The 21716-nt window shown below is 66.6% G+C and carries 14 protein-coding genes; all 14 read right to left on the bottom strand.

Annotation, left to right across the window (positions count from 1 at the left end; all coding sequences use genetic code 11):
* Positions 1-56: 56 nt before the first annotated feature.
* The gene (locus XdyCFBP7245_RS11620) at positions 57-896 is read right to left on the bottom strand and encodes a glycosyltransferase family 2 protein (RefSeq protein WP_104615788.1); all 840 of its coding nucleotides are present in this window, start codon (positions 894-896) and stop codon (positions 57-59) included.
* Positions 893-3208: a type II secretion system secretin GspD gene (gene gspD / locus XdyCFBP7245_RS11615; RefSeq protein ID WP_104615787.1), complete on the bottom strand. Its 2316-nt coding sequence runs from the start codon at positions 3206-3208 to the stop codon at positions 893-895. Before gspD ends, XdyCFBP7245_RS11620 begins: the two co-directional genes overlap by 4 nt.
* Positions 3205-3999 (bottom strand): type II secretion system protein XpsN, encoded by a 795-nt coding sequence (gene xpsN / locus XdyCFBP7245_RS11610; RefSeq protein ID WP_104615786.1) that lies wholly within the window; start codon positions 3997-3999, stop codon positions 3205-3207. The genes gspD and xpsN overlap by 4 nt, the downstream gene beginning before the upstream one ends.
* Positions 3989-4642: a type II secretion system protein GspM gene (gspM, locus tag XdyCFBP7245_RS11605; RefSeq protein WP_104615785.1), complete on the bottom strand. Its 654-nt coding sequence runs from the start codon at positions 4640-4642 to the stop codon at positions 3989-3991. The genes xpsN and gspM overlap by 11 nt, the downstream gene beginning before the upstream one ends.
* Positions 4626-5747 carry a PilN domain-containing protein gene (locus XdyCFBP7245_RS11600; protein ID WP_104615784.1) on the bottom strand — a complete coding sequence of 374 codons (1122 nt, stop codon included), beginning with the start codon at positions 5745-5747 and terminating at the stop codon, positions 4626-4628. Before XdyCFBP7245_RS11600 ends, gspM begins: the two co-directional genes overlap by 17 nt.
* A complete protein-coding gene (locus tag XdyCFBP7245_RS11595) occupies positions 5744-6595 on the bottom strand; it encodes a type II secretion system minor pseudopilin (protein ID WP_104615783.1) in 852 nt (283 codons plus the stop codon). The genes XdyCFBP7245_RS11600 and XdyCFBP7245_RS11595 overlap by 4 nt, the downstream gene beginning before the upstream one ends.
* Complete coding sequence (locus tag XdyCFBP7245_RS11590) at positions 6592-7227, bottom strand: type II secretion system protein J (protein WP_104615782.1); 636 nt, start codon at positions 7225-7227, stop codon at positions 6592-6594. Before XdyCFBP7245_RS11590 ends, XdyCFBP7245_RS11595 begins: the two co-directional genes overlap by 4 nt.
* Positions 7224-7640 carry a type II secretion system protein XpsI gene (gene xpsI / locus XdyCFBP7245_RS11585; RefSeq protein WP_104615781.1) on the bottom strand — a complete coding sequence of 139 codons (417 nt, stop codon included), beginning with the start codon at positions 7638-7640 and terminating at the stop codon, positions 7224-7226. The genes XdyCFBP7245_RS11590 and xpsI overlap by 4 nt, the downstream gene beginning before the upstream one ends.
* The gene (gene xpsH, locus XdyCFBP7245_RS11580; protein WP_104615780.1) at positions 7637-8143 is read right to left on the bottom strand and encodes a type II secretion system protein XpsH; all 507 of its coding nucleotides are present in this window, start codon (positions 8141-8143) and stop codon (positions 7637-7639) included. The genes xpsI and xpsH overlap by 4 nt, the downstream gene beginning before the upstream one ends.
* A gap of 10 nt (positions 8144-8153) precedes the next feature.
* Positions 8154-8585 (bottom strand): type II secretion system major pseudopilin GspG, encoded by a 432-nt coding sequence (gene gspG / locus XdyCFBP7245_RS11575; protein ID WP_039426219.1) that lies wholly within the window; start codon positions 8583-8585, stop codon positions 8154-8156.
* Between the two features lie 225 nt (positions 8586-8810).
* A complete protein-coding gene (gene xpsF, locus XdyCFBP7245_RS11570; protein ID WP_104615779.1) occupies positions 8811-10028 on the bottom strand; it encodes a type II secretion system protein XpsF in 1218 nt (405 codons plus the stop codon).
* Between the two features lie 181 nt (positions 10029-10209).
* A complete protein-coding gene (gene gspE, locus XdyCFBP7245_RS11565; RefSeq protein ID WP_170068619.1) occupies positions 10210-11937 on the bottom strand; it encodes a type II secretion system ATPase GspE in 1728 nt (575 codons plus the stop codon).
* 129 nt (positions 11938-12066) lie between these two features.
* Entirely contained in the window at positions 12067-13950 is a 1884-nt protein-coding gene (locus XdyCFBP7245_RS11560; protein ID WP_104615856.1) for a S8 family serine peptidase, read from the bottom strand.
* A 233-nt stretch (positions 13951-14183) separates the two neighbouring features.
* On the bottom strand, positions 14184-21290 hold the full coding sequence (locus tag XdyCFBP7245_RS11555) for an ESPR-type extended signal peptide-containing protein (protein WP_104615777.1): 7107 nt from the start codon (positions 21288-21290) through the stop codon (positions 14184-14186).
* Positions 21291-21716: the final 426 nt, after the last annotated feature.

Below are 21716 nucleotides of genomic sequence, written 5' to 3'. Positions count from 1 at the left end.
CGCACCGAACACCGGCTGCGCCCGCCTGGCGATGCGCATGCCACTTGGCAGCTGCGCTACGCGTCGAACAGCATGCGTTGCGGGTCCGGCGGTGGCAGGTCGGCGAGCAGTTGGGTCAGTTGGTCGCGTTGCGCACGCAGCGGGTCGTGCATCAGGAAGTTGGCCAAACGCGCGTGCCAGGCCGGCCAGCGTGTGGCCAGGGCATCCATGTCGCCATCGGCCGGGCGGCCCTCGTGCGGGGAGGCGACGAAGGCGGTGTCGCACAACACGTTGCGCCATCCCAGCCCGCCCATGCGCAGGCTGAGGTCCACCAGCGCGGCATACCAGGAGCCATAACTGCTGGCATCCAGCCCGCCGGCCTTGCGCCGTGCGGCGCCACGCAACAACACCGCATGCCCGACCGCCGATGGCAGCTCCGGATGCAGTGGCGGCATGGCCGCACAGGCAGCGGCCAACCGCTCCGGCGCGTCCGGCAGTGGGTTGAGTTCGCCCAGCCGCGGCCAGCTGCAGGCTTCGCCCACATTGCTCCAGGGCGTGGCCGTGGCGATTGCCGCATCGCGCGCAAAACACGCGGTGAGCTGCCGCAACCAACCGCGCAGCGGACAGGCATCCACCCCCAGCACCACCACGTCGGCGTCGCCGCAGGCGGCGAGCATTTCATCCAGATGCGCCACCTCGCCGAGCATGCGCTGGCGGCGGGTGTGGTGTGCCTGCAGCTGGGTGCGCGCCAACCAGTGATCGATCACCGCGCGGCCGCGCGGGCCGGCCTGCGCATCGTCGGCCAGCCACACCCGCGTGCCCGCAGGCGTGGCCGCATCCAATGCGCCCAGGCACGCATCCAGCGCCTCGTCGTCGGTGCCGACCGGCACCAGCACGACGGGCAGTGCCGCACTCATTGCGGCTTCTGGCTGGGTTTCAGCGGCTCCATGGCCTTGAACTTCTGGCCGTATTCGTCGGTGAGATTGCGCGCTTCCTGCGGGTTGCGCACGATCGACGGGGTGATCAGCACGATGACTTCGCGGCGGGTGTTGCTCTTTCCCTTGGTTCCGAACAACGCACCCACTACAGGAAGCTTGCTCAGGAAGGGCACACCATCGCTCGTATCAGTCGTGCTGTCGTCGATCAGGCCAGCCAGCATCATGGTGTCGCCACTTTGCACCGCTGCTTCTGTCTTGACGCGACGTGTATTGATATCCACGTTACAGGCCGCGCTATTGACGGTCGTCGTGGTGGCCGCCGTACATGCCGCCGGGCGCGAGCCCGGGGTGCTGATTTCCTGGACGATGTCCAGGAACACCATGCCGTCCTTAGTGACACGCGGGCGCACCTTCAGGATCACGCCTGTGTCGATGTACTGCACCGACGAGAAGCTGCTGTCGCTGCCCAAGCCAGTGTTGATCGATGTCGAATTGATCGGGATACGTGAGCCGACATTGAGCGTGGCTTCGGCATTATTTCGAACGAAAACCGATGGAGTCTGGAGCAGACGCACATTGGTGACACGATCAAGAGCACTGATAACCGCAGCAGCGTTCTTTCCAAGAAACGTCCAACCAAGGCCGTTATTGGTCACGCTGCCTGCGATGTCGCCCCAGATATTACGTCCGACGGCAGGCGGCAATCCTGCGCCACCGGTGCCGTTCGCCCCCGGTGCTGCATTCACCGCGTTTTCGAAATACCAATTGACGCCGTAGCTCAGGTCACCGGTCAAATTCACCTCAGCCACCTGCGCTTCGATATGCACCTGCATCGGCATCACGTCGAGCTTTTCGATGACGTCGCGGATGGAGGCCCACGATTGCGGTGTGGAACGCACCAGCAAGGTGTTGGTCTCTGCCACGGCCGACACGCCAACCTTGTCGCCCTCCACTTCCAGCGTCACTGCGCCGTTGCCGTTGCTGCGCGGTGAGAGCTGCAAGCTGCCGTTGCCCAGGCCACCGCTGCTGCCACTGCTTCCACCGACGCCGCTGCTGCCGCCGAAAGTGCTGCCCGAGCCACTGCCATCGCCGCTTTCGCCGACGCTGCCGCCGGTCATGCCCGAGCTGCCACCCATGCTGCTGTCGCGGTTGCCCAGCGCACCGCCAAGCACGCTGCTCTCGGCACCCGGTGCCAGCGAGGCGTTGGAGTCGCCGCCACCGCTGCGCCCACCGAACACTTCCGACAACCGATCGGCCAGGTCCTTGGCCTTGATGTATTTCAGCTCGTACGAGAACAGCCGCACGCCGCCACCGGCGCTGTCGATGCGGTCCAGCCACTGCTGGATCTGATCCAGATAGCGCGGCTGCGGAGTGATCACCAGCACCGCATTGGCGTTTTCCAGCGGCATGAAACGGAACATGCCGGCGCTGGGCGTCTTGCTCTGTTCGCCGAAGACCTTTTCCAGATCGGCGCTGACTTTTTCGGCCTTGCCGGACTGGATCGGGAACACGCCCACCGACATGCCCGACAACCAGTCCACGTCGAAGATCTGCACGGTGCGCAGATAGTTTTCGAGTTCGGCGCGGGTGCCGCCCAGGGTGATCACGTTGCGCGCATTGTCGGTGCCGACGATGGCGTTGGGCCGTGCGTACGGCTCCAGTACCTTCTTCATTTCGCTGGCAGAGATGAACTTCAGCGGCACCACGCGCACTTCAAACCCGCGTGCGGCAGACGGCGAGGCGGTGCTGGGCGCGACGGTGCCGGCCAGCGCCTGGTCGGCCGGCACGATGTTGTAGCGGCCACCGCTGAACACCATGCGCGCATTGTTCCAGCCCAGCACCATCTCCAGCAGGTTCAGGGCCTGCGCCGGCGAGACCGGATTGGGCGTGGCCAGGGTCACGGTGCCCTGCACGCCCGGCGCGATGACGTAGTTCTGGCCGAGCATGTCGCCCAGGATCGCCTTGACCACCGCCTGTACCGACTCGCCTTCGAAGTTGAAGGTGGCGCTGCCGCTGCTGGCCATGCCCAGCGTGGGCGACGGCGACGCCGCGGCGCTCTGGTTGATCATGGTGCCGCTGCCGCGCCGGATCACCGGGCTGGGCTTGGCGCTGGTAGCGGCATTGCCGTCGGTGCGTTGGTCGGCAGCGGTTTGGGTAGCGCCGGCAGCGCCGACTTGTGGGTCCAGGCGCGCGTCGCGGCGTACGTCCGGCGGCGGAGTGGTGGCGCAACCGGCCAGCAGGCCAATCAGCAGGGACACGGGAAACAGGCGCGGCGTCATGCGTTTACTCATTGGGTCTGACCGGGGGTAGAGCCGCTCTGGCGCTGCTGTTGCAGCTGGCGGCGTCGGGCTTCGATACGTTCGCGGATGGCACGCATCTGATCGTCGGAGGGGCGTGGAGCTTCCTGCGCGCCATCGCTGCGCTGCGGCGGCACCGTCGGCGGAGCTTGCCCGCCAGGCTGTTGCGCCGGCGGGGTGGCAGGCGGCGGCGGTTGCGGTTGCACGGCCGCGGCGGCATCGGGCGATTGAGGCGGCAACGGCGGGAGCGCGCCCGCCGCACCACGCGCGGCGGCGTTGGCGGTCGGCGGTTGCCCGCCCTGGCCGTTGAACACGTGCAGTTCCAGCGTCTGCGTGCCGCCGGGGCCTTCGATGGTGGCACTGCGCGGCTGCAGGGCCAGCAGGCGCCAGCCCTTGACCGCATCGCCGCCGAGCTGCACCCGCACCGAATCCTGCGGGTCCAGGGTCAGCGTGGCCATCTTGAAGTTCTCGGTCAGCAGCACGCCGGTCAGGCGCACCGTCGAGGTCGCGCCACTTCCATCAGTGCCGGACAGGAAGAACGGATGCGGCAGGCGGTCTTCGGCGAATGCGGGATGGGCGGCGATCTCCGAATATTTTTCGAAGGCGCCCAACCGCTCCGGCGCGGGCGCCGGCAGGGTGGGCAGGCGCTGCACCAGCGCCGGGTCGTCCGGCAGCAACTCCACGCGCTTGCCTAAGCCAGCCACTGCCAGGATGCATACCAGCAACGCCCAGCCGACCACGGTGGCCAGCAACCAGGTGCGCAAACCGATCAGGTCAAGGCGCATTGCTGGCCTCCCCGGCGGCTGCGGCGGCGGGCGCGGCATCGGTGTTCAACGGCGCAGCGATGGCGCCGGGCCGCAGATAACCGGCCAGCTCGAAGGCGATGTCCAGGCCGTTGCCGCTTTCGTTGGGCGAGAGTTGGTAGCGCTGCGCCATCACGTTGAGGTTGTCCACGAACAGCCGCGGGGTACCGTTTTCCAGGCTGTACAACACCGAGGCCAGTTCCGGCGTGCCGCAACGCAGGCGCACCTGCACCGCCACGCGGGTGAAGCGGTCCTTGCTCTCCGGCTGCAGCGGCGAGCGGTTGCTGATGGCGCAGCTGCGGTTGCCGGGGCTGGCTTCCACCACCGCGCGTTCCAGCCGCTGCACCAGCCCGGCCGAGGCAAGCTCGGCGGAGGTTTCCGGCAAAAAGCCCGGGCGGCTTTCCAGCGTCTGCCGCGCCTGGCGCAGCCGCTGGCTGACCTGTGGCGCCTGCTGCAATTGCACGCGTACGCGCAGCTCGCGCTCGCGCAGCGATTGCAGCTCGTCCTGCACGGCGATCATCGGCTGGGTGAACCACGGGTGCACCAGCACCAGATACGCCACGCCGAGCACCAGCAGCAGCAGACCCAAAGCGATCCAGCGATCGCGCTTAACGCTGCGTGGCATCGGCCGCCTCCTTCGCATCGGGGCCAGCCAGCTCGGCGGTGATGGTGAAACGGTCGACGTTGCGACCGGCATCGCTCTGCAGCACGCCGGTCAGCGACGGCGTACGCCACAGCGGCGAGCCTTCCAGACGACGCACCAGCGACGAGGCTTCGTTGCTCAAACCGATCAGCTGCAATTGCCCGCCTTCGACCGAGAATTTTTCCAGATAGGTGCCGCCCGGAAGACGCCGGCTCAACTCGTCCCAGATTTCCACCGAGGTCGGACGCGTGGCGCGTTGCTTCTGGAAGAAGGTGGCGCCTTCGACCAGATCCACCAGCTGCTGGCGTTCGGCAGCCACCTGGCGCGCGCGCGCGGCATTGGCCTGCACCTTGGCGCGCAGATCGTCGGCGGCCTGGCGGCGATTATCCAGCAGCAGCCAGCCGGCCACAGCCAGCAACACCACCGCGGTGGCGGCGAGCAGCAGGTTCCAGCGTTGCATCGGGTCGCTACGCCGCAGCCGGCGTGCCGGCGGCAGCAGGTTCACCCCCAACGGGGCGCCCTGCGCATCGGCCACATCGATGCCGGACAGCGCGTTGGCCCAGGCATCGGGCACACCGGCCGGGCCATCGATCATGCGCCGCGGCACGACGACCAATTCGGCATCGAGCTGGCCGTCTTCGCGCACATCGAGCACGCGTGCATCGAAATACACCTGGTCGGCAGTGAACGGGGTTTGTCGGTCGATTTCGAAACGTGCCACGTCCTGCAGACGCGCAGCGGCCGCAGCCGGCAGCCGCAACGGCCGCCGCAACGCATGCGCCGACGGCAACAGCCAATGCCGCGGCAGGCCATCCAGCGCAGTCGGCAGCACGGCGTTGACTTCCTGCGGCTGCACCGGCCATGGCAGACTGGCGATCGCCTCACGGCTCTGATCGCGTTGGCGCAGCAACTGCAACGTGTCGCCATCGAGCTGCAACAACAGGCGCGCCTGCGACAGGCCCAATTGCCATTGCCAGCGCTGCGGCAGCCACGCCAGCAGCGATTGCTGCCACCAACGCCAGAAGCCTCCGGCTCCCGGCATGGCGCGCACGCCGATACGACCCAAGGTGTCCCGCCATGCGGTCATTGCACTGCTGCTCCCTCTTCCCAACGCAACACGGTGTAGGCCGATCCTGGAACTGCGGACGCGCTTGTCGACACGACCGCGCGCAACACAGCCTCGCGTCCCTGACTCAGTCGCGCCCGGCTCTCGATACTATAAGTGTCTGAGCCACCGACCGTCGCCTCGCTGCCCGGCAAACCCGGCGGCGCGTCACGCTGGGCCAGCAGTTGCCGCGCATCCAGGCCCATTGCGGTCAACACCGGACCGGGCGCAAAACGCGCTTCGGGCCGCGAGCGGCCGCTGTACAGGGTGATGTTGGGCAGCAACTTGCGATACAACGCGCTGTCCATGCCCAGCACCAGGCGCAGTTCGCCCAGGGTTTCGAACGGGCTGTCCTTTGCGCCATACGGCAAGCCGGCATCGGCGTAATCGCGGTCTTCTGCGCCACCGCCGGGCTGGCTCAGCGAGTCGCCATCGCGCCAATCGACGATGGCACCGGCAATGCGCGTCTCGCGGCCTTGTTCGCCGCCCACAGCACGCACCAGCCCGGCCAACAGCGCCGGCTCGGCCATGTTCAGATCCACCTTGCCGCTTTCGTCAGTGATCCGGATCTCCACCGTGGCGTCGTCCATCTGCCAACGATAGCGTCGGCCGTCTGCACGCCAGCGTGCCTGGGTGTCGGCGCTCTGCAAGCGGGACAAGGCGTATTCCAGACCGGCGCGCGCATACTCCTGCGCCTGCGCGCCGTTGCGCAGCATCGTGCCTTGCAAGGCTTCCACGCGCGCGGTGAGCGCAAACGCACCGATCATCGCAGTGAGCAAGGCGATCAACCACAACACCAGCACCAATGCAGCGCCACGGATCCGGCTCATTGCCCCGCTCCGGGGTTGCTGGACTGCGGCAGCGCCACTACCAACGAGGGCCATGCAGCGTCGCCGCTGCGGATATCGATCCGCACCAGCAGCGGCATGCGGTCGTGCCATTCCCACTGCGGCAACCATGCGCTCAGGCGGCCGTTCTGCGGATCCATGCCACGGTAACGAAAGCTCACCTGCTGCACGCCTTGCGCCAGCGGCTCCGGCGGCAATTTGCTGCCTTCTTCGATCGACTTGCCCGACTGCAGCATGGTCAACGCAATCTGCAAGGTGCGTTGCTCGCCATCGCCGACCACCGACAACTCGTGCAGATACGGGCCACCGCGTCCCAGGTAATCCGGCACATCGGCGGCAAAGCGCATGCGCTGCGGTTCGCCGACGAACAACATCGGCTGCTGGCTTTGCGGGTCGATACTCATTGCCAGCGGCAACGCAGCGGCCAGCCGGCGGCGCAGGAATTCTTCCACCGCGCGCACGCGCTCGCTACGCTGGGCAATCGCCTCGCCGCGCTGGCTCACCGCGCTGGCCGAGCGCAAGGTGGCAAAGGCCAATGCCAGACCGCCGACCAACAGCATCGTGGCCAGCAGCACTTCGATCAGGGTGAAGCCGGCGCTGCGCGAACGGATCACAGCGCGTTGTCCTGTGCGGTGGCGGCCACCAGGCGCAAGGTGCGCCATTGCAGCATTTGATTGGGCGCTTCGCCCCAACGTACCACCAGGGTCAGTTGCAGCAGTTTGTGCGCACCAGGAGCCACCGGCGCCTGCGGATTGCGCCGCGGTTCGTCGTAGGGGCGCACATCCATCGACCAACGGAAATGCCCGTCTTCGAACGTGCCTTGTTGTTGCTCGGACACCAGTGGCTTGTCCATGCCTTGCAATGCCAGCAGCGATTGCGCATGCAGCGTGGCACGCGTGCTGTCGTCGGCCGCACGCACCTGACGTGCTGCGCCGGACAACGACCCCAGCAACAGACTCAATGCCAAGGCCAGCAAGGCAAAAGCGACGATCACCTCGATCAGGGTGTAACCGTGTTGCCGTTTCATGGCGCAGGCGTCCGTTGCGGGCCCGAACGCACTTCGCCGGTGATCCAGCCCACATCCACGCGCCAGCGCGCGTCCTTGACCTGCAGATCGATGCGACCGCCCGTGGAGGCCCCATCGGGGAAGAACTGGATGGCGCCCTGATCTTCCCGCGACTGCACCTGGCGTGCGCCGGTGAAGCGCACCTGCAGCGACGACGGCAGGTCGCCGTGATGGCCACCGGGCGCTTCCCAGCGGCGTTGCAGCGGGTCGATCAGAAAGCGTTGCGGCGTGCCGGTGGCGATCGCCTGGGTGCGCGTATAGCGCAGTTGCGAGGCGATCGCCTTGCCGGCGGTGCGCAGCCGCATGCCATCGATACCGCCGTTCAATGCGGCCGCGGCCAGCACACCGGCCATCGCGATCAACGCGATGACCAGCAGCATTTCAAGCAGCGAGGTGCCACGCGTGCGGGTACGGCCAGGACCGACTCCATGCGGATGACGCAACGGCTGACACGCAACGCGCATGGCGGAAGACTTATTGGTACTTGATGTCCGAGTCGTAGCTGCTGCCGCCAGGGCGACCATCCTTGCCCAGGCTGATCAGATCGAACGGCTGACCATCGCCCGGCGCGCGGTACTCGATGGTGTGGCCCCACGGGTCGTTGAGTTCCGCCGGCTTGGCGTACGGGCCCAGCCAACCGCTGCTGCCGCCGGGCTGGGTGACCAGGTCATCGAGCTTGCTCGGCAGCTTGCCGGTGTCGAGCTGGAAGTTTTCGATCTTGCCGGCCAGGGTCTGGATCTGCGACTTGGCCAGATTGGCCTTGCCGCGATCGGCGCCACCAAGCACGCGGCTGCCGACCAAGGTGAGCACCGCGCCGATCAGCACGATGACGATGATGATTTCCAGCAAGCTCATGCCGGCCTGGCCTGCGCGCGACGGACTACGGGTGATGGAACGCTTGATCATGAACGATTTCCTTGCACGTCGATGAAGGATGCTGCCGCTAGATGACACAGCGGCGATTGCATTGGTTCCCGCGTAGGTGTCGTGCGGTCACCGGAACGTTGTTGTGAAGACGCCGCCCGATTGAAAGCGCTGCGTACGGTTAAGCGAGTGTACGAGCGATGCGTGCCGATGCCGAGTCCCGCTTGCGCCCGCCTGACAGCGGCGCAGTCGCGTTGTCTGCCGCTGTCAGCCGATCGCATTGGTGAGGTCATACAGCGGCACCAGCACCGAAATGATGACAAGCCCCACCACCGACGCCAGCACCAGCGTAATCAGCGGCACCAATGCAGCCAGCGCACGGTCGATGGCTTGCGCGGTTTCCAGCTCGAACGTATCGGCGGTCTTGAGCAACATCGTGTCCAACGCGCCGGATTCTTCGCCCACCTGGATCATCTGCAAGGCCAGCCGCGGAAAGCGCTTGCCGCGCGCCAGCGATATCGCCAGGCCATGCCCGTTCTTGACATCGTCGGCAGCGTTGGCCACGTCCTCGACCAACGCCAGATTGGACATCACGTTGCGCGCGATGCCGATCGCCGCCAGCAACGGTACGCCGTTGCGCAACAAGGTGCCCAAGGTGCGCGTCAGCCGTGCGGTTTCCAGCCGCGCAATCAGGCTGCCGACCACTTTTTGCCGCAGCAGCCATTCGTCCAGCGCTGCACGGAAAGCGGCGTTGCGCCGCTTGCGATCCAGCCACAGCCCGAGCACACCCGGCACCACGATCAGCACCAGCCACCAGTCGCGCACCAGCAAGCCCACGCTCAACACCGCCTGGGTGAACCAGGGCAGCGCGACATCCAGGCTTTCGTACATCTGCGCGAACTGCGGCACCACGTAGCCCAGCAAAAACAACAAGGCGCACCCGACCACCGCCAGCAGGATCGCCGGATAGATCAACGCATTGATCACCTTGCCCTTGAGCGCGCGGCTGCGCTCCAGGTAATCGGCCAACCGTTGCAAGGTGTCCTGCATGCTGCCGCCGGCTTCGCCGGCACGCACCATGTTGATGTACAGCTTGGAAAACAGCCCATGCTGGCGTTCCAACGCAGACGACAGCGGCGCACCGCCGCGCACGGTGTCGCGGATGTCGCCGATCACGCGTCGGCTTTTTTCGTCTTCCGGCAGATCCATCAGGATCGACAACGCGCGATCCAACGGTTGCCCGGCGCCGATCAAGGTGGCCAGCTGCTGGGTGAATTGCACCAGCGCGGCATTGTCGAACGGCTTCTTGCGCAGCAGCATGCGCAGCGACGGCGAATCGCTTTCCCCGGTGGCCAGCCGCGTTTCTACCGGCAGATGGCCCTGTTCCTGCAGACGCAGCGCCACCTCGGCATCGCTGCCCGCTTCCATCTGGCCGTCGAGCATTTCGCCGTGGGCGTCGAGCGCTTTGTAGCGGTAGAGAGGCATCAGGAACGGCCGGGGCCGGGGACCCGGGACCGGGGACCCGGGGAAAGCGGCGTACCGCAGCACTGGAATCCAGCAGCACGTCGGTCGGCGCATACGACAGCGACGACCAAGCACTTGCCTTGGCTGTTCCCGGGTCCCCGGCCCCGGGTCCCCGGTCCCGACCACCCGGTCACTTCACCGATCACGCATCCTCCGTCACGCGCAGGACTTCTTCGATGGTGGTTTCGCCGCGCAAGGCCTTGGACAGGCCGTCTTCGTACATGGTGCGCATGCCGGCCTTGCGGGCGAGTTGTTCGATCTCGCCCATGCCGGCGCGGCGCATCACCGCGCGCCGCAATTCGTCGTTCATCACCAGGAATTCGACGATGGTGGTGCGGCCCAGATAGCCGGTCGGCGCGGCCGCCGAGGCACGCGGGCGATACAGGAAGATCTCGCCCTCCGGCTGCAGGCGGCGCAGGTTGAAGCGTTCGATTTCTTCCGGCGATGCCAGGTAGCGTTCGGCGTTGGCCAGGTCGAGCTTGCGCACCAGGCGCTGCGCCAGAATGCCGTTGATGGTGGAGGTGAGCAGGTAATCCTCCACGCCCATGTCCAGCAAACGGGTGATGCCTCCGGCGGCATTGTTGGTGTGCAGCGTGGACAGCACCAGATGGCCGGTGAGCGCGGACTGGATCGCAATGCGCGCGGTTTCCAGATCGCGCATTTCGCCGATCATGATGATGTCCGGGTCCTGACGCACGATGCTGCGCAGCGCATTGGCAAAATCCAGCCCGATCTGCGGCTTGGCCTGGATCTGGTTGATGCCTTCGATCTGGTATTCCACCGGGTCTTCGACGGTGATGATCTTGACGTCGGAGGTATTGAGCTGGCTCAGCGCGGTGTACAGCGTGGTGGTCTTGCCCGAGCCGGTGGGGCCGGTGACCAGCATGATGCCGTGCGGTTGCTCCAGCACCTTGCGGAACTGCGGCAGAAAGTCTTCGGTAAAGCCCAGCTTGTAGAAGTCGAACACCACCGTTTCGCGATCGAGCAGACGCATCACCACGCTTTCGCCGTGCGCGGTGGGCACGGTGCTGACGCGCAGGTCCAGCTCCTTGCCCTGCACGCGCAACATGATGCGGCCGTCCTGCGGCAGGCGGCGCTCGGCGATATTGAGCTTGGCCATGATCTTGATGCGGCTGATCACCGCGGCGGTGAGTTTGGCCGGCGGGCTTTCGCCTTCCACCAGCACGCCATCGACGCGGTAACGCACCTTGAGGCGGCTTTCGAATGGTTCGATATGGATGTCCGATGCGCGCAATTCCACCGCATGCTGGATCACCAGATTCACCAGGCGAATCACTGGCGCTTCAGAGGCCAGATCGCGCAGCGCTTCGATGTCGTCGCTGCTGTTGGCATCGCCATCGGCGGTCTCGACGATGGTGCCCATCGCACTGCGGCCCTGGCCATACCAACGTTCGATCAGATCGTCGATTTCCGAGCGCAGGCCAACCTGCAGGAACAACGCGGAGCCGGTGGCAAGACGCACTGCATCGATGGCGTAATCGTCGTATGGATCGGCAATCCACAGATCCAGCCGGCCATCGCGTTCGCCCACCGGGCACAGATGAAATTGTTTGAGAAAGCGCAGCGACAGGCCCTGCACGTCGGGCAGCATTTCCGGTGGGGTATCGCCGAGTTGGCGTGCATCCACCAACGGCAGGCCGAGCACATCGGCGCAGGTCTCTGCATGATCGCGTTCGGACACCAGGCCCAGACGGCCGAGCAGGGCCAGCAAGCCCATGCCGGATTCGGCCTGCAACTGGCGTGCGCGCAGCAGGTCGGAGTCCTTCAGACGACGGCGTTCAAGCAACGCTTCGACGATGCGCGTTTCCGCACTTCGATGCTCAATTGGATCGACGGCAACCGCGTTCACACTCGTCTCCACTGGTCCGGCGCCGACTGTAGCAGTTTGCCGCGACGATCAACCGCACACATCTGAATCGTCCTGAAAAACAATGCCCCCGGTGATTGGCCGGGGGCATTGGTCACACTATTTCACTACTTACTGTCGTGCAACGAGGGTCAGCTTCGCGTAATCGGATGCACCGACCAACTTGATGTAGTAAGTGCCTGCCTTCGGGGCAGTGAAGCGGACGGTTTCGCTGTTGCCCGGACGCGTGGACTTGGCATCGAAACTGCTGGCGCTGGGCTCGGCTTCATAGCTGACGTACACCGACACATCGCCGGTACCGCCGTAGGTCATGAAGCTCAGCACCGCACCGGCCTTGGCTTCGAAGCTGTACAGCGTGGAGCTGCCGAAGGTGCCACTCAGGCCGGTCAGCGGCGCCTTGTTGGTCAACGCGACGGCGGTCGGTGCGCAGGACTCGGTGGCCGGATCGCACGGTTCCACCAACACCGCTTCCAGTGCGGCCTTGGCGTCGACGATGCCGCTGCCGATCGGGGTGCTGGCCGGCGGGGTCACCGGGAAACGGCGGCTGGTCTGCTTGAGCAACGCTTCAACCGCAGCCGGGGTCAGCGGGCCGTCGCCCAGACCGATCGCCGCGCTCTGCACCAGCGCCACGACGCCAGCCACGTGCGGGGACGCCATCGAGGTTCCGCCCATGCCCATGTAGCTATAGCTGCCGGAGGTCGGCGTGGTCGCACCGTCGTAGCCGGCCTGCCAGATATAGCCGCCCGGATTGCCGTCCACGCTGCCACCGCCGCCCGGGCCGGACAAATCGACCTTGCTGCCGTAGTTGGAGTAGTAGGTGATGCCGCCGGTGATGCGGGTGGCTCCAACGGTGACGGTGTTGTTGCAGCTGGCCGGCGAATGGTTGGCCGCGTCATCGCCATCGTTGCCGGCAGCGACCACGACAGTGGTGCCGCGTGCCACCGCACCATTGATCGCCAGCTGGGTGGCCGAATCGCAGGCCCCACCGCCGCCCAGGCTCATGTTGATCACCTCGGCCGGGTTGGTGTTGGCGGGGACGCCTTCGACCGTGCCGCCGGATGCCCACACGATGGCGTCGGCGATGTCGGAGGTATAACCGCCGCAACGGCCGAGCACGCGCACCGGCAGGATGGTCGACTTGGGTGCGACGCCGGCCATGCCGATGCCGTTATTGGTCGCTTCGGCCACGGTGCCCGAGACATGGGTGCCGTGCCAGGAGCTTTCCTGCGCCACCGAGCCGGTGTAGCAGACGTTGTCGGCTTCTTCCCAGTCGCCGTAATCCAGTGCGCCGGGGACGCGGGCATCGGTCGGACGACGCGAGACTTCGGCATCGGTGATGAAGTCATAGCCCTGCAGCAGATTGCCGGCAAAATCCGGATGGCCCGGCAGGATGCCGGTGTCCAGCACCGCCACCACCACGCCAGCGCCTTGCGACAGATCCCATGCGCCCGGCGCATTGATACCGCCGTTGGGGTTGCTCAGGTGCCACTGGTACTGCGCATACAGCGGGTCGTTGGGAACCAGCTGCGGGCTCACATCGGTGGCCGCAACGCTTTTCTTGATCTCGACCGGACGCAGCATACGATCGATCTGCACGTCGGCCACGGACGGATCGTTCTTCAGCTCGACCACCACCTTGTCCACCTGCGCGGCGGTCAGCGTGCTGGACAGCTTGATCAGGTCCGAGCCGATGCCCAGCTTGCGCACATACGTCGCCTTGGCGGCGGCTGCGCTGCTACGTGCGCCGGTACTGGCGCCGACGCGGGCGACCGCGGCCTGCACGGCATTGAGCTTGCTGCTGCGATCGGTCGCAGCGGCAGTGTTGTCCTTGTAGCGCACGATCAGGCGGCTACTGAATTGGGCGCCGGCCGAAGCGGACTGGGTCGGTTCCTTGACCAGCAGTTTCGGTGCGGCAGCCAGGGTGCCGGATGCACCAAGGGCCATCATCAGGATGGCGCCGGTCAGCGGGGTGAGGCGGAAGGTCTTGTCGATCACGGTGAAATCCTCTTCGTGTTTTTCGTGAATCAGGCTTGGAACGGCGTCGACAACGCCGCGCAGCCGTGAACCGGCCTGCGGCAGTTGATCGATCGCTCCTGGTACGGCCATCACTCCATGCGAATCCGTTGGCTGGCCTAGCCACGGTCCTTGCCCGCCCCCTCAGGCCTTACCGCGGCGGCGCACATCGGCGCCGCCGCGTTTGATGCAACTGCGCACGCTGTTGCTAAGGGTTACCAGCCGAAACCGGCACCCACGCCGATCGAGCTGTCGTCGCCGCTCAGCGCACCGCCCACGGTCAACGTGGCGCGCGGGCTGATCGCACGCTGGTAGCCCACCGACAACGCCGACTCGCCGTTCTGGAAACCGACACCGGCACCGACGCGGTTCTGCGAGGCGATACCGGCCACGCTGGCGGACATGTTCAACATCGCCGAGCTCATCGCGCCCTGACGATCCAGGCGACGGTTCTGCCGACGCAGGCGGTCTTCGATATCGCCCTGATAGCTTTCGAAGCTGTCGGCCATCGCGCTGTAACGGCTGTCGGTGTAGCTGTTGGCCGCGGCCACGCCGCTGTCCAACTGGCCCTTGTTCACCGCATCGGTGGCACGCGTACCGGCGGCCACATTGGCCACCTGGCGCTCGCCGCCAACGCTACCGACCGACACCGTGTTGGCGCGGTCGGCCACCGAGCCCTGGCCCAGTGCGACGGCACCCTGTGCACTGGCACGCGCGCCCTGGCCGATCGCGGTAGCGGACGCCGCGCTGACCTGCGCACCCTCGCCCATCGCCACCGCGTTGGTGGCCACGGCCGCAATCTGCGTGTTGGCACCCACCGCGGTGCTGCCGTCGGCATTGACGCGCGCATTGCTGCCGATGGCGGTGTCGTTGGGGCCGTGCGCATAGGCACTACCGCCGATCGCGGTGCCGGTGACATGGTTGGCCACTGCCGCCGTGCCGACCGCCGTCGAGGTTGCCGCCGGCGTGATGCTGCCGACCACGGCTGCGGTTGGGGTGCCTTGCACGCCGGCAGTTGCGCTGGCGGTGTCCGTGCTGACGTTGCTTGCCGCATCGCTCGCAACAGCTGTAGCCACAGCCGGCACCGCGGCGGTACGCAGCGACGCACTACGTGCTGCCGTGCTGGCCGTTGCGGTGCCACCACGTGCATCCAGTTCGGTGACCTTGGTATCCAGCGCGGTCAATGCCGCGCCCACGTTGTTGTAGCTGGCGCCCTGAATCACGTAGGTCGGCGCAACGAAGACGCCTTGCGCGCCGATCGCCGCACCGCCACCAAGGAAGCTGGCGGCATTGCTGAGCGACTGGAACAACTGACCGCCGTTGATGGCATCGGTGCTGGCATCGGCAATCGCGCCGGCGCCCACGTTGACGATGCGACGCGTTGCCGGACCACCGCGGCCATTGCCGCTACCCACCGACACCGTATTGGCCTCGTAGGTACGCGAACCCGAGCCCAACGCCACCGAATCGGCACCGGTTGCACCGGCATTGGCGCCCAACGCCACGCTGTTGACCGCACTCTGGCGGACGAAGGAGTTGTAGCCCAGCGCCACGCTCTTTTCGCCGATGGCATTGGTCTGTTGACCCATCGCGGTGCTGTTCATGCCGCTGGCGCTGCTGTCCACGCCCACCGCACTGGCACCAGTGCCGGCGGCGCTGCTGCCGGAAGCAATGGCGACACTGCGTGCGCCACTGGCAGTGGCACCCGCACCTGCGGCGGTCGCGCGATCACCGGTTGCCACGGCTACGCCGGTGTCGGTGGTCTTGACCATGCCGCTGGTGGTCTGCACATCGGCCGCCAATGCATCCAGCTGCCCCTTGTTGACGGCATCGCTGGCGGTCTGGCCGTCGCTGACGTTGACGATGCGACGCGTTGCCGGACCACCGCGACCATTGCCGCTACCCACCGACACCGTATTGGCGTCGTAGGTGCGCGAGCCCGAGCCCAAGGCGACCGAATCGGCACCGCTGGCACCGGCATTCGCACCCAGGGCCACCGCATTGCTGCCGCTTTCGCGCACGAAGGAGTTGTAGCCCAGCGCCACACCATTTTCGCCGATGGAATTGGTCTGACGGCCCATCGCGGTGCTGTTCACGCCGCTGGCGCTGCTGTCCACACCCATCGCGCTGGCACCGGTGGCCGACGCGCTGCTGCCGGAAGCGATGGCAACACTGCGTGCACCCGTGGCAACGGCACCCGAGCCGGCAGCCGTGCTGCGCTCGCCGGTTGCGGTGGCCACCGTATCGCCAGTGGTCTTGAACTTGCTGCTGGTGTTCTGCACATCGGCCGACACCGCATCCAGCTGTCCCTTGTTGACCGCATCGGTCGCGGTCTGGCCATCGCTGACATTGACGATACGACGCGTCGCCGGACCACCGCGGCCGTTGCCGCTGCCGATCGACACCGTGTCGGCTTCATAGGTGCGCGAACCCGAGCCCAATGCCACCGAATCGGCACCGGTGGCGCCGGCGTTGGCGCCCAGCGCCACACCGTTGACCGCGCTCTGGCGGACAAACGAGTTGTAGCCCACGGAGACCGCGTTTTCGCCGATCACATTGACCTGACGACCGACACCGGTGCTGTTGACGCCGGTAGCCGACGCATCCACGCCGATCACGCTGGCGCCGACCGCATCGGCGCGGCTATTGCCACCCAGTGCCAGCGTGTTGTTGGCCAACGCCGCAGCGCTTTGGCCCAACGCGGTGGCATTGGTGCCGTCCGCATACGAGTTCCAGCCAATCGCGGTGGTGTAGTCCGCGGTTGCCCACGCACCCGCACCGAAGGCGGCCGCGCCGGTTCCCGAGGCACGCGCCGGGATGAAGCCGAAGAACGTGCTGCCACCGACCGCAACGCTTTCGGCGCCGGTGGCTTCGCTGAACTCACCCACGGCCACCGAGCTGGCGCCGGAGGCCAGCGATGCCGCACCGACGGCGGTGCTGTAATCGCTGGACGCCACCGCGCCGTAACCCAGTGCCGACGACAGCCGGCCGCTGGATTCGCTGTAGCCGCCAAATGCCGCGCTGCCGACGTTGGACGCCGCGCTGCGGAAGCCCGCAGCGGTGGCCTGGTTGTCGGATGCCACTGCCTCGCTGCCGAGCGCAGTGGTGTAGGTGGAGCTTGCCTGCGCGCCAGCGCCATTTGCGGTGGCGCCGATAGCGCTGGCCTGCGCATTGCTGCCGAATGCGCTGCTGTTTTCGGCCAACGCCTGCGCGTTGCTGCCGACCGCTGCGGCACTGGTGCCGCTCGCCAGCGCATTCAAGCCGACTGCGGTAGCCGCATCGGCCACTGCCTGCGCACCCGCGCCCAATGCGGTGGTGCCGGCGCCGGTGGCGTTGGCGCCCTCGCCTGCAGCCAATGCGTTATCGCCTTCGACGTACGCACCGGCATCGCTGTCGTCGCTGCCGCTGGCCTGGAAATACTTGCTGGTGGTTGCACTGGCTTCGGCAACTGCGTTGAGCTGATCCAGATTCACCGCATCGGTGCCCTGGGTGCCGGCCGCCACGTTGGTGATCTGACGCTCGTTGCCGGCGCTGCCGACCGACACCGCAAAGTCGCGATCAGCGACCGAATCGGCGCCCAATGCCACGCTGCTTTCGCCGGTGGATTCGGCAAAGTTGCCCAGCGCGGTGCTGTTGAGACCCGGTGCCCACGCGGCACCACCCACGGCGGTGGAGAAATCGCCGGAAGCTTCGGTCGGCAACAGGCCGAGCAAGGCGCCGCCAACCGACACGCTGTTGTAACCGCTGGCCACACTGCCCTGACCGGCTGCAACGCTGTAGGCGCCAGTGGCGGTGGCATCGCTGCCGACGGCGAGCGTGTTGGAGCCGCTGGCGGTGCTGAAGTTACCCAACGCAGTGCTGTTGAAACCGCTCGCGGTGGAGTACCCACCAACGGCGGTGGCGTAATTGGCCGTCGCCTGTGCGCCGAAGCCCAGTGCTGCGGCGGTGGTGCCGTCGGCGACGCTTTCTGCGCCGATTGCCGTGGCCGATTCGCCGCTGGCGCTGGCGAAGTAACCCATCGCGGTGGATTCGCTGCCCTGTGCCTCGCTCAGCGCACCGACCGCCAGCGAGCCATCGCCATATGCGCCTGCCGCTGCACCGAGCGCGGTGCTCTGCGCGCCGGCTGCTTCGCTCTCGCCACCCACGGCCACGGCATAGTCGCCGCTGGCCTGGCTGAAGGCGCCGTTGGACACGCTGCCGAAGCCGCTGGCTGCTGCGTTGTAACCGGCGGCACTGGCGTACTGCGCCGTTGCGCTGGCGCCGCTGCCGATGGCCACTGCACCGATCGCGGTGGCATTGCTGCTGGCGCCGAACGCGCTGCTGTAATCGCCTTCGGCAGTGGCATTGGAACCGGCCGCCGTTGCATCTTCGCCCTGTGCGACGGCAGTGCCGTCGCCGGTGCCTGCATACAGGCGCGCGGTGGTTTCGGCGGTGCCGGCCACTGCGTTGAGCTGATCCAGATTCACCGCATCGGTGCCTTCGGTACCGGCAGAGACATTGGTGATCTGACGTTCGCCGCCAACGGTACCCACGGAAACCGTGTTGGCGCGATCGGCAACCGAGTTGGCACCCAACGCCACGCTGTTGTCGACAGGTGTATACGCACCGCTGCCGAGGCTGACGCTCTGCGCGCCCGAAGCGTTGGATTGCCAGCCCAGCGCGACGCTCTCGTCGCCACCCGCGAAGGATTGGCCGCCAAGCGACGTGGCACCCTGGCCAGCCGCGACTGCATAGGTGCCCACAGCGATCGACGCGAGGTTGGTTGCAGACGCATTCGCGCCCAGCGCCGTGCTGTCATCGCCGTAGGCGACACTTTCGGTACCGATGGCGGTGCCACCGTCACCCCACGCCACACTGGCAAGGCCCAGCGCGGTCGACGCGGTCCCGTTGCCGATGCTGTCGTAGCCGATCGCCGTTGCACCGCGCTCATTTGCGACGCTGTAGCCGCCGACGGCAGTGCTGGAAGCTCCCAATGCCCTGCTGTCGGCACCGAGCGCGGTAGCGTGGATACCGCTGGCGCTGCTGTAGGCCCCCACCGCCGTGGCGTAGACGTCGCTGGCGCTGGCGTAGCTGCCAACGGCCGCGGCACCCGACGCAGCGGCCTGACTGCTTGCACCGAATGCAATGCTTTCGTCGCCCGACACGTTGCTGGAGGCGCCTAGCGCAACGCTGTCGGTGCCGCTGGCGCTGCTCTGCGCACCGATCCCGATCGCGCGCTCACCGCCGCTCAAGGCGGTGTTGCCAATCGCCACGGAGCCGGTGCCACCGGCACCCGAACTGAACCCAAGCGCCACGCTACCCTCACCGTAAGCGGTGCTTTCCGCACCCACCGACGTGCTGAGATCGCCCCATCCCACGCTGGCAAACCCCAGCGCCGTGGATTCAAGCCCGTTGCCGATGCTTTCGAAACCGACCGCAGTCGCACCGCGGCCGAAGGCCACGCTGGTGCTGCCAAGTGCGGTGCCGTAGAAGCCCGACGCGGTGCTGTCAGCGCCCAGCGCAGTGGCATAACGGTCGCTGGCGATGCTGTTGAAACCCACCGCCGTGGCGTTGTTGAAATTTGCCACTGCACCGCTGCCCACGGCAGTGGTATTGATGTCCGATGCAATGCTGCTGGAACCCAGCGCAGTGCTGTAATCGGCAAGCGCCGACGCATTGGAACCTGCCGCGACGCTGTCCACGCCTTCGGCAACTGCAGCGCCCTCACCGGTGGCAACGAACGTGCGCGCGGTGGTGGAGGCGACATCGGAGACGGCGGTGAGCTGGCCGAGATTCACCGCATCGGTGGCTTCGGTACCGGCAGCGACGCTGGTGATCTGACGCTCTGCGCCGGCCGCGCCGACCGACACGGTGTCGGCGCGCGTGGCGACCGAATTGGCGCCCAGCGCCACCGAGTTGGCGCCGCGTGCGGTGCTGTAGTAGCCCAGCGCCGTGCTCAGCTCACCGCTGGCCCACGATTCCGGACCGACCGCGGTTGCGCCTTCGCCCGGTGCGTAGGCGAAGTAACCCACTGCCGTGGCTTCGGTGCCCGACGCCTCGCTCAACGTGCCGACAGCGGTGGTGTAGGTGCCCGATGCGATCGCACCGGCGCCGAGCGCAGTGGACGCGTCGCCACTGGCCTGGGTCTGCACGAAGAAGCCCAGTCCGGGAATCAGATCCACCGGGCCGCCCACAGCCGTGCTGCTGGTGCCGCTGGCGCTGGTCTGGGTGCCGACGGCAGTGGCGTAATCGCCACCGGCGTTGGCTACTGCACCGAATGCCGATGCCTGCGCACCGGCGGCATACGCGCCGACGCCGAACGAGGACGCCGCGAAACCGTCTGCATTGGCGCTGGCGCCGACCGCAGTTCCGCCAACGCCTGCGCTGGTGGCACCGGTGGTGACCGGCACACCGCCATTGGTGATCAACGGCTGGCCATCTTCGTTGACCGCAGCGCCGCCCACGGCCACGCTGGCCGGGCCATTGGCCTGCGCGTTATGGCCGAACGCTGCGCTGTTCTGGCCGGAGGCCAGTGCATTGGCGCCCACGGCCGTCGCGTTCTCGGCGATGGCATTGGCGCCGGTGCCGAGCGCGGTGGTGGCGGTACCGATCGCATTGGCGGCATCGCCTGCGGCCAGTGCGCTATCGCCTTCGACATAGGCGCCGACGCTGTCGTCGCCCGGGCTTGCCTTGAAGAACAGCGCGGTGCCTTCGGCCACATCGGCCACGTCGCGCAGCTGCGCCACGTTGACCGCATCGGTGGCGTTGATGCCGGCACCGACGTTGGTGATGCGACGCGTTGCCGGGCCGCCGCGACCATTGCCGCTACCGACCGACACCACGTCGTCTTCGTAGGTGCGCGAGCCTGCGCCCAGCGCCACCGAATTGGCACCGGTGACACCGGCATTGGCGCCCAGCGCCACGCCGTTTTCGCCGGCCTGGCGCACGAAACTGTTGTAGCCGATGGCCACCGCGTTTTCGCCGATGGCGTTGGTCTGGCGACCGATCACGCTGCTATTCACACCGCTGGCGCTGCTGTCGGCACCGGTGGCGATTGCGCCGGTGGCGCTGGCGGTGCTGCCGGCACCGATGGCGGTCGCCTTGGCGGCAGGTGCGGAGGCACCGCGGCCGACTTCGACCGATTGCGCGCTGGCGGGCAGTGGCGTGATGAATCCGGCGCCGCCGAGCGCCAGGGTGATGGCGGCGGCCAATGCCAGGCTTTGGCGGCGGTCGATGAGCGAGGCTGGAGCAACGGCTCCGGTGCTGTCACCGGTGGCCAATTCCGAGGCCACGGCCCACACACCCAGTGACTTGTTCCAGACCTTGCGATAAATCCGATTCATCGACGCACGACTCCTGAGTTGTTGGGACTGGTTTTTGGCGAGCGCCCACCCTCGGAAGGCCTTTCGGCCACGCGATTCCCCGTGGTTGTGCGCGCTATGGGCCTTGCGGCGGTGGGCGGCTCGCGCCTGCACCCTGGATAGTCAAAAAATGAACGCTACCCAACAATAGAACTGCGTAAAGTGTTAACAGCCGCCAAATCAGGCGTCAAGTTTTTGACAGAAAGCGAAGATAAGAGTGCTTTTCGTCACACTTCTGCTTGCTTTTATTAGATTTTTGATAATTCTTTGGAAAACAGCGACCTAGATCATGTCCCTCAAGACATTTGAAGGCTGAATTGTAATGACCCATCGGTTTCTGCACAGGTCAGGTGGTTAATGTAGCGGCATAGGCTTGGTCAGGCGTCATCATCTTCAGTGCCTGATGCG

This window comes from Xanthomonas dyei (assembly GCF_002939865.1).
In the GTDB taxonomy this organism is placed as follows: Bacteria; Pseudomonadota; Gammaproteobacteria; order Xanthomonadales; family Xanthomonadaceae; genus Xanthomonas; species Xanthomonas dyei.
The sequence above is the reverse complement of the archived record's forward strand: the minus strand, read 5'-3'. Positions and strand labels throughout refer to the sequence as shown.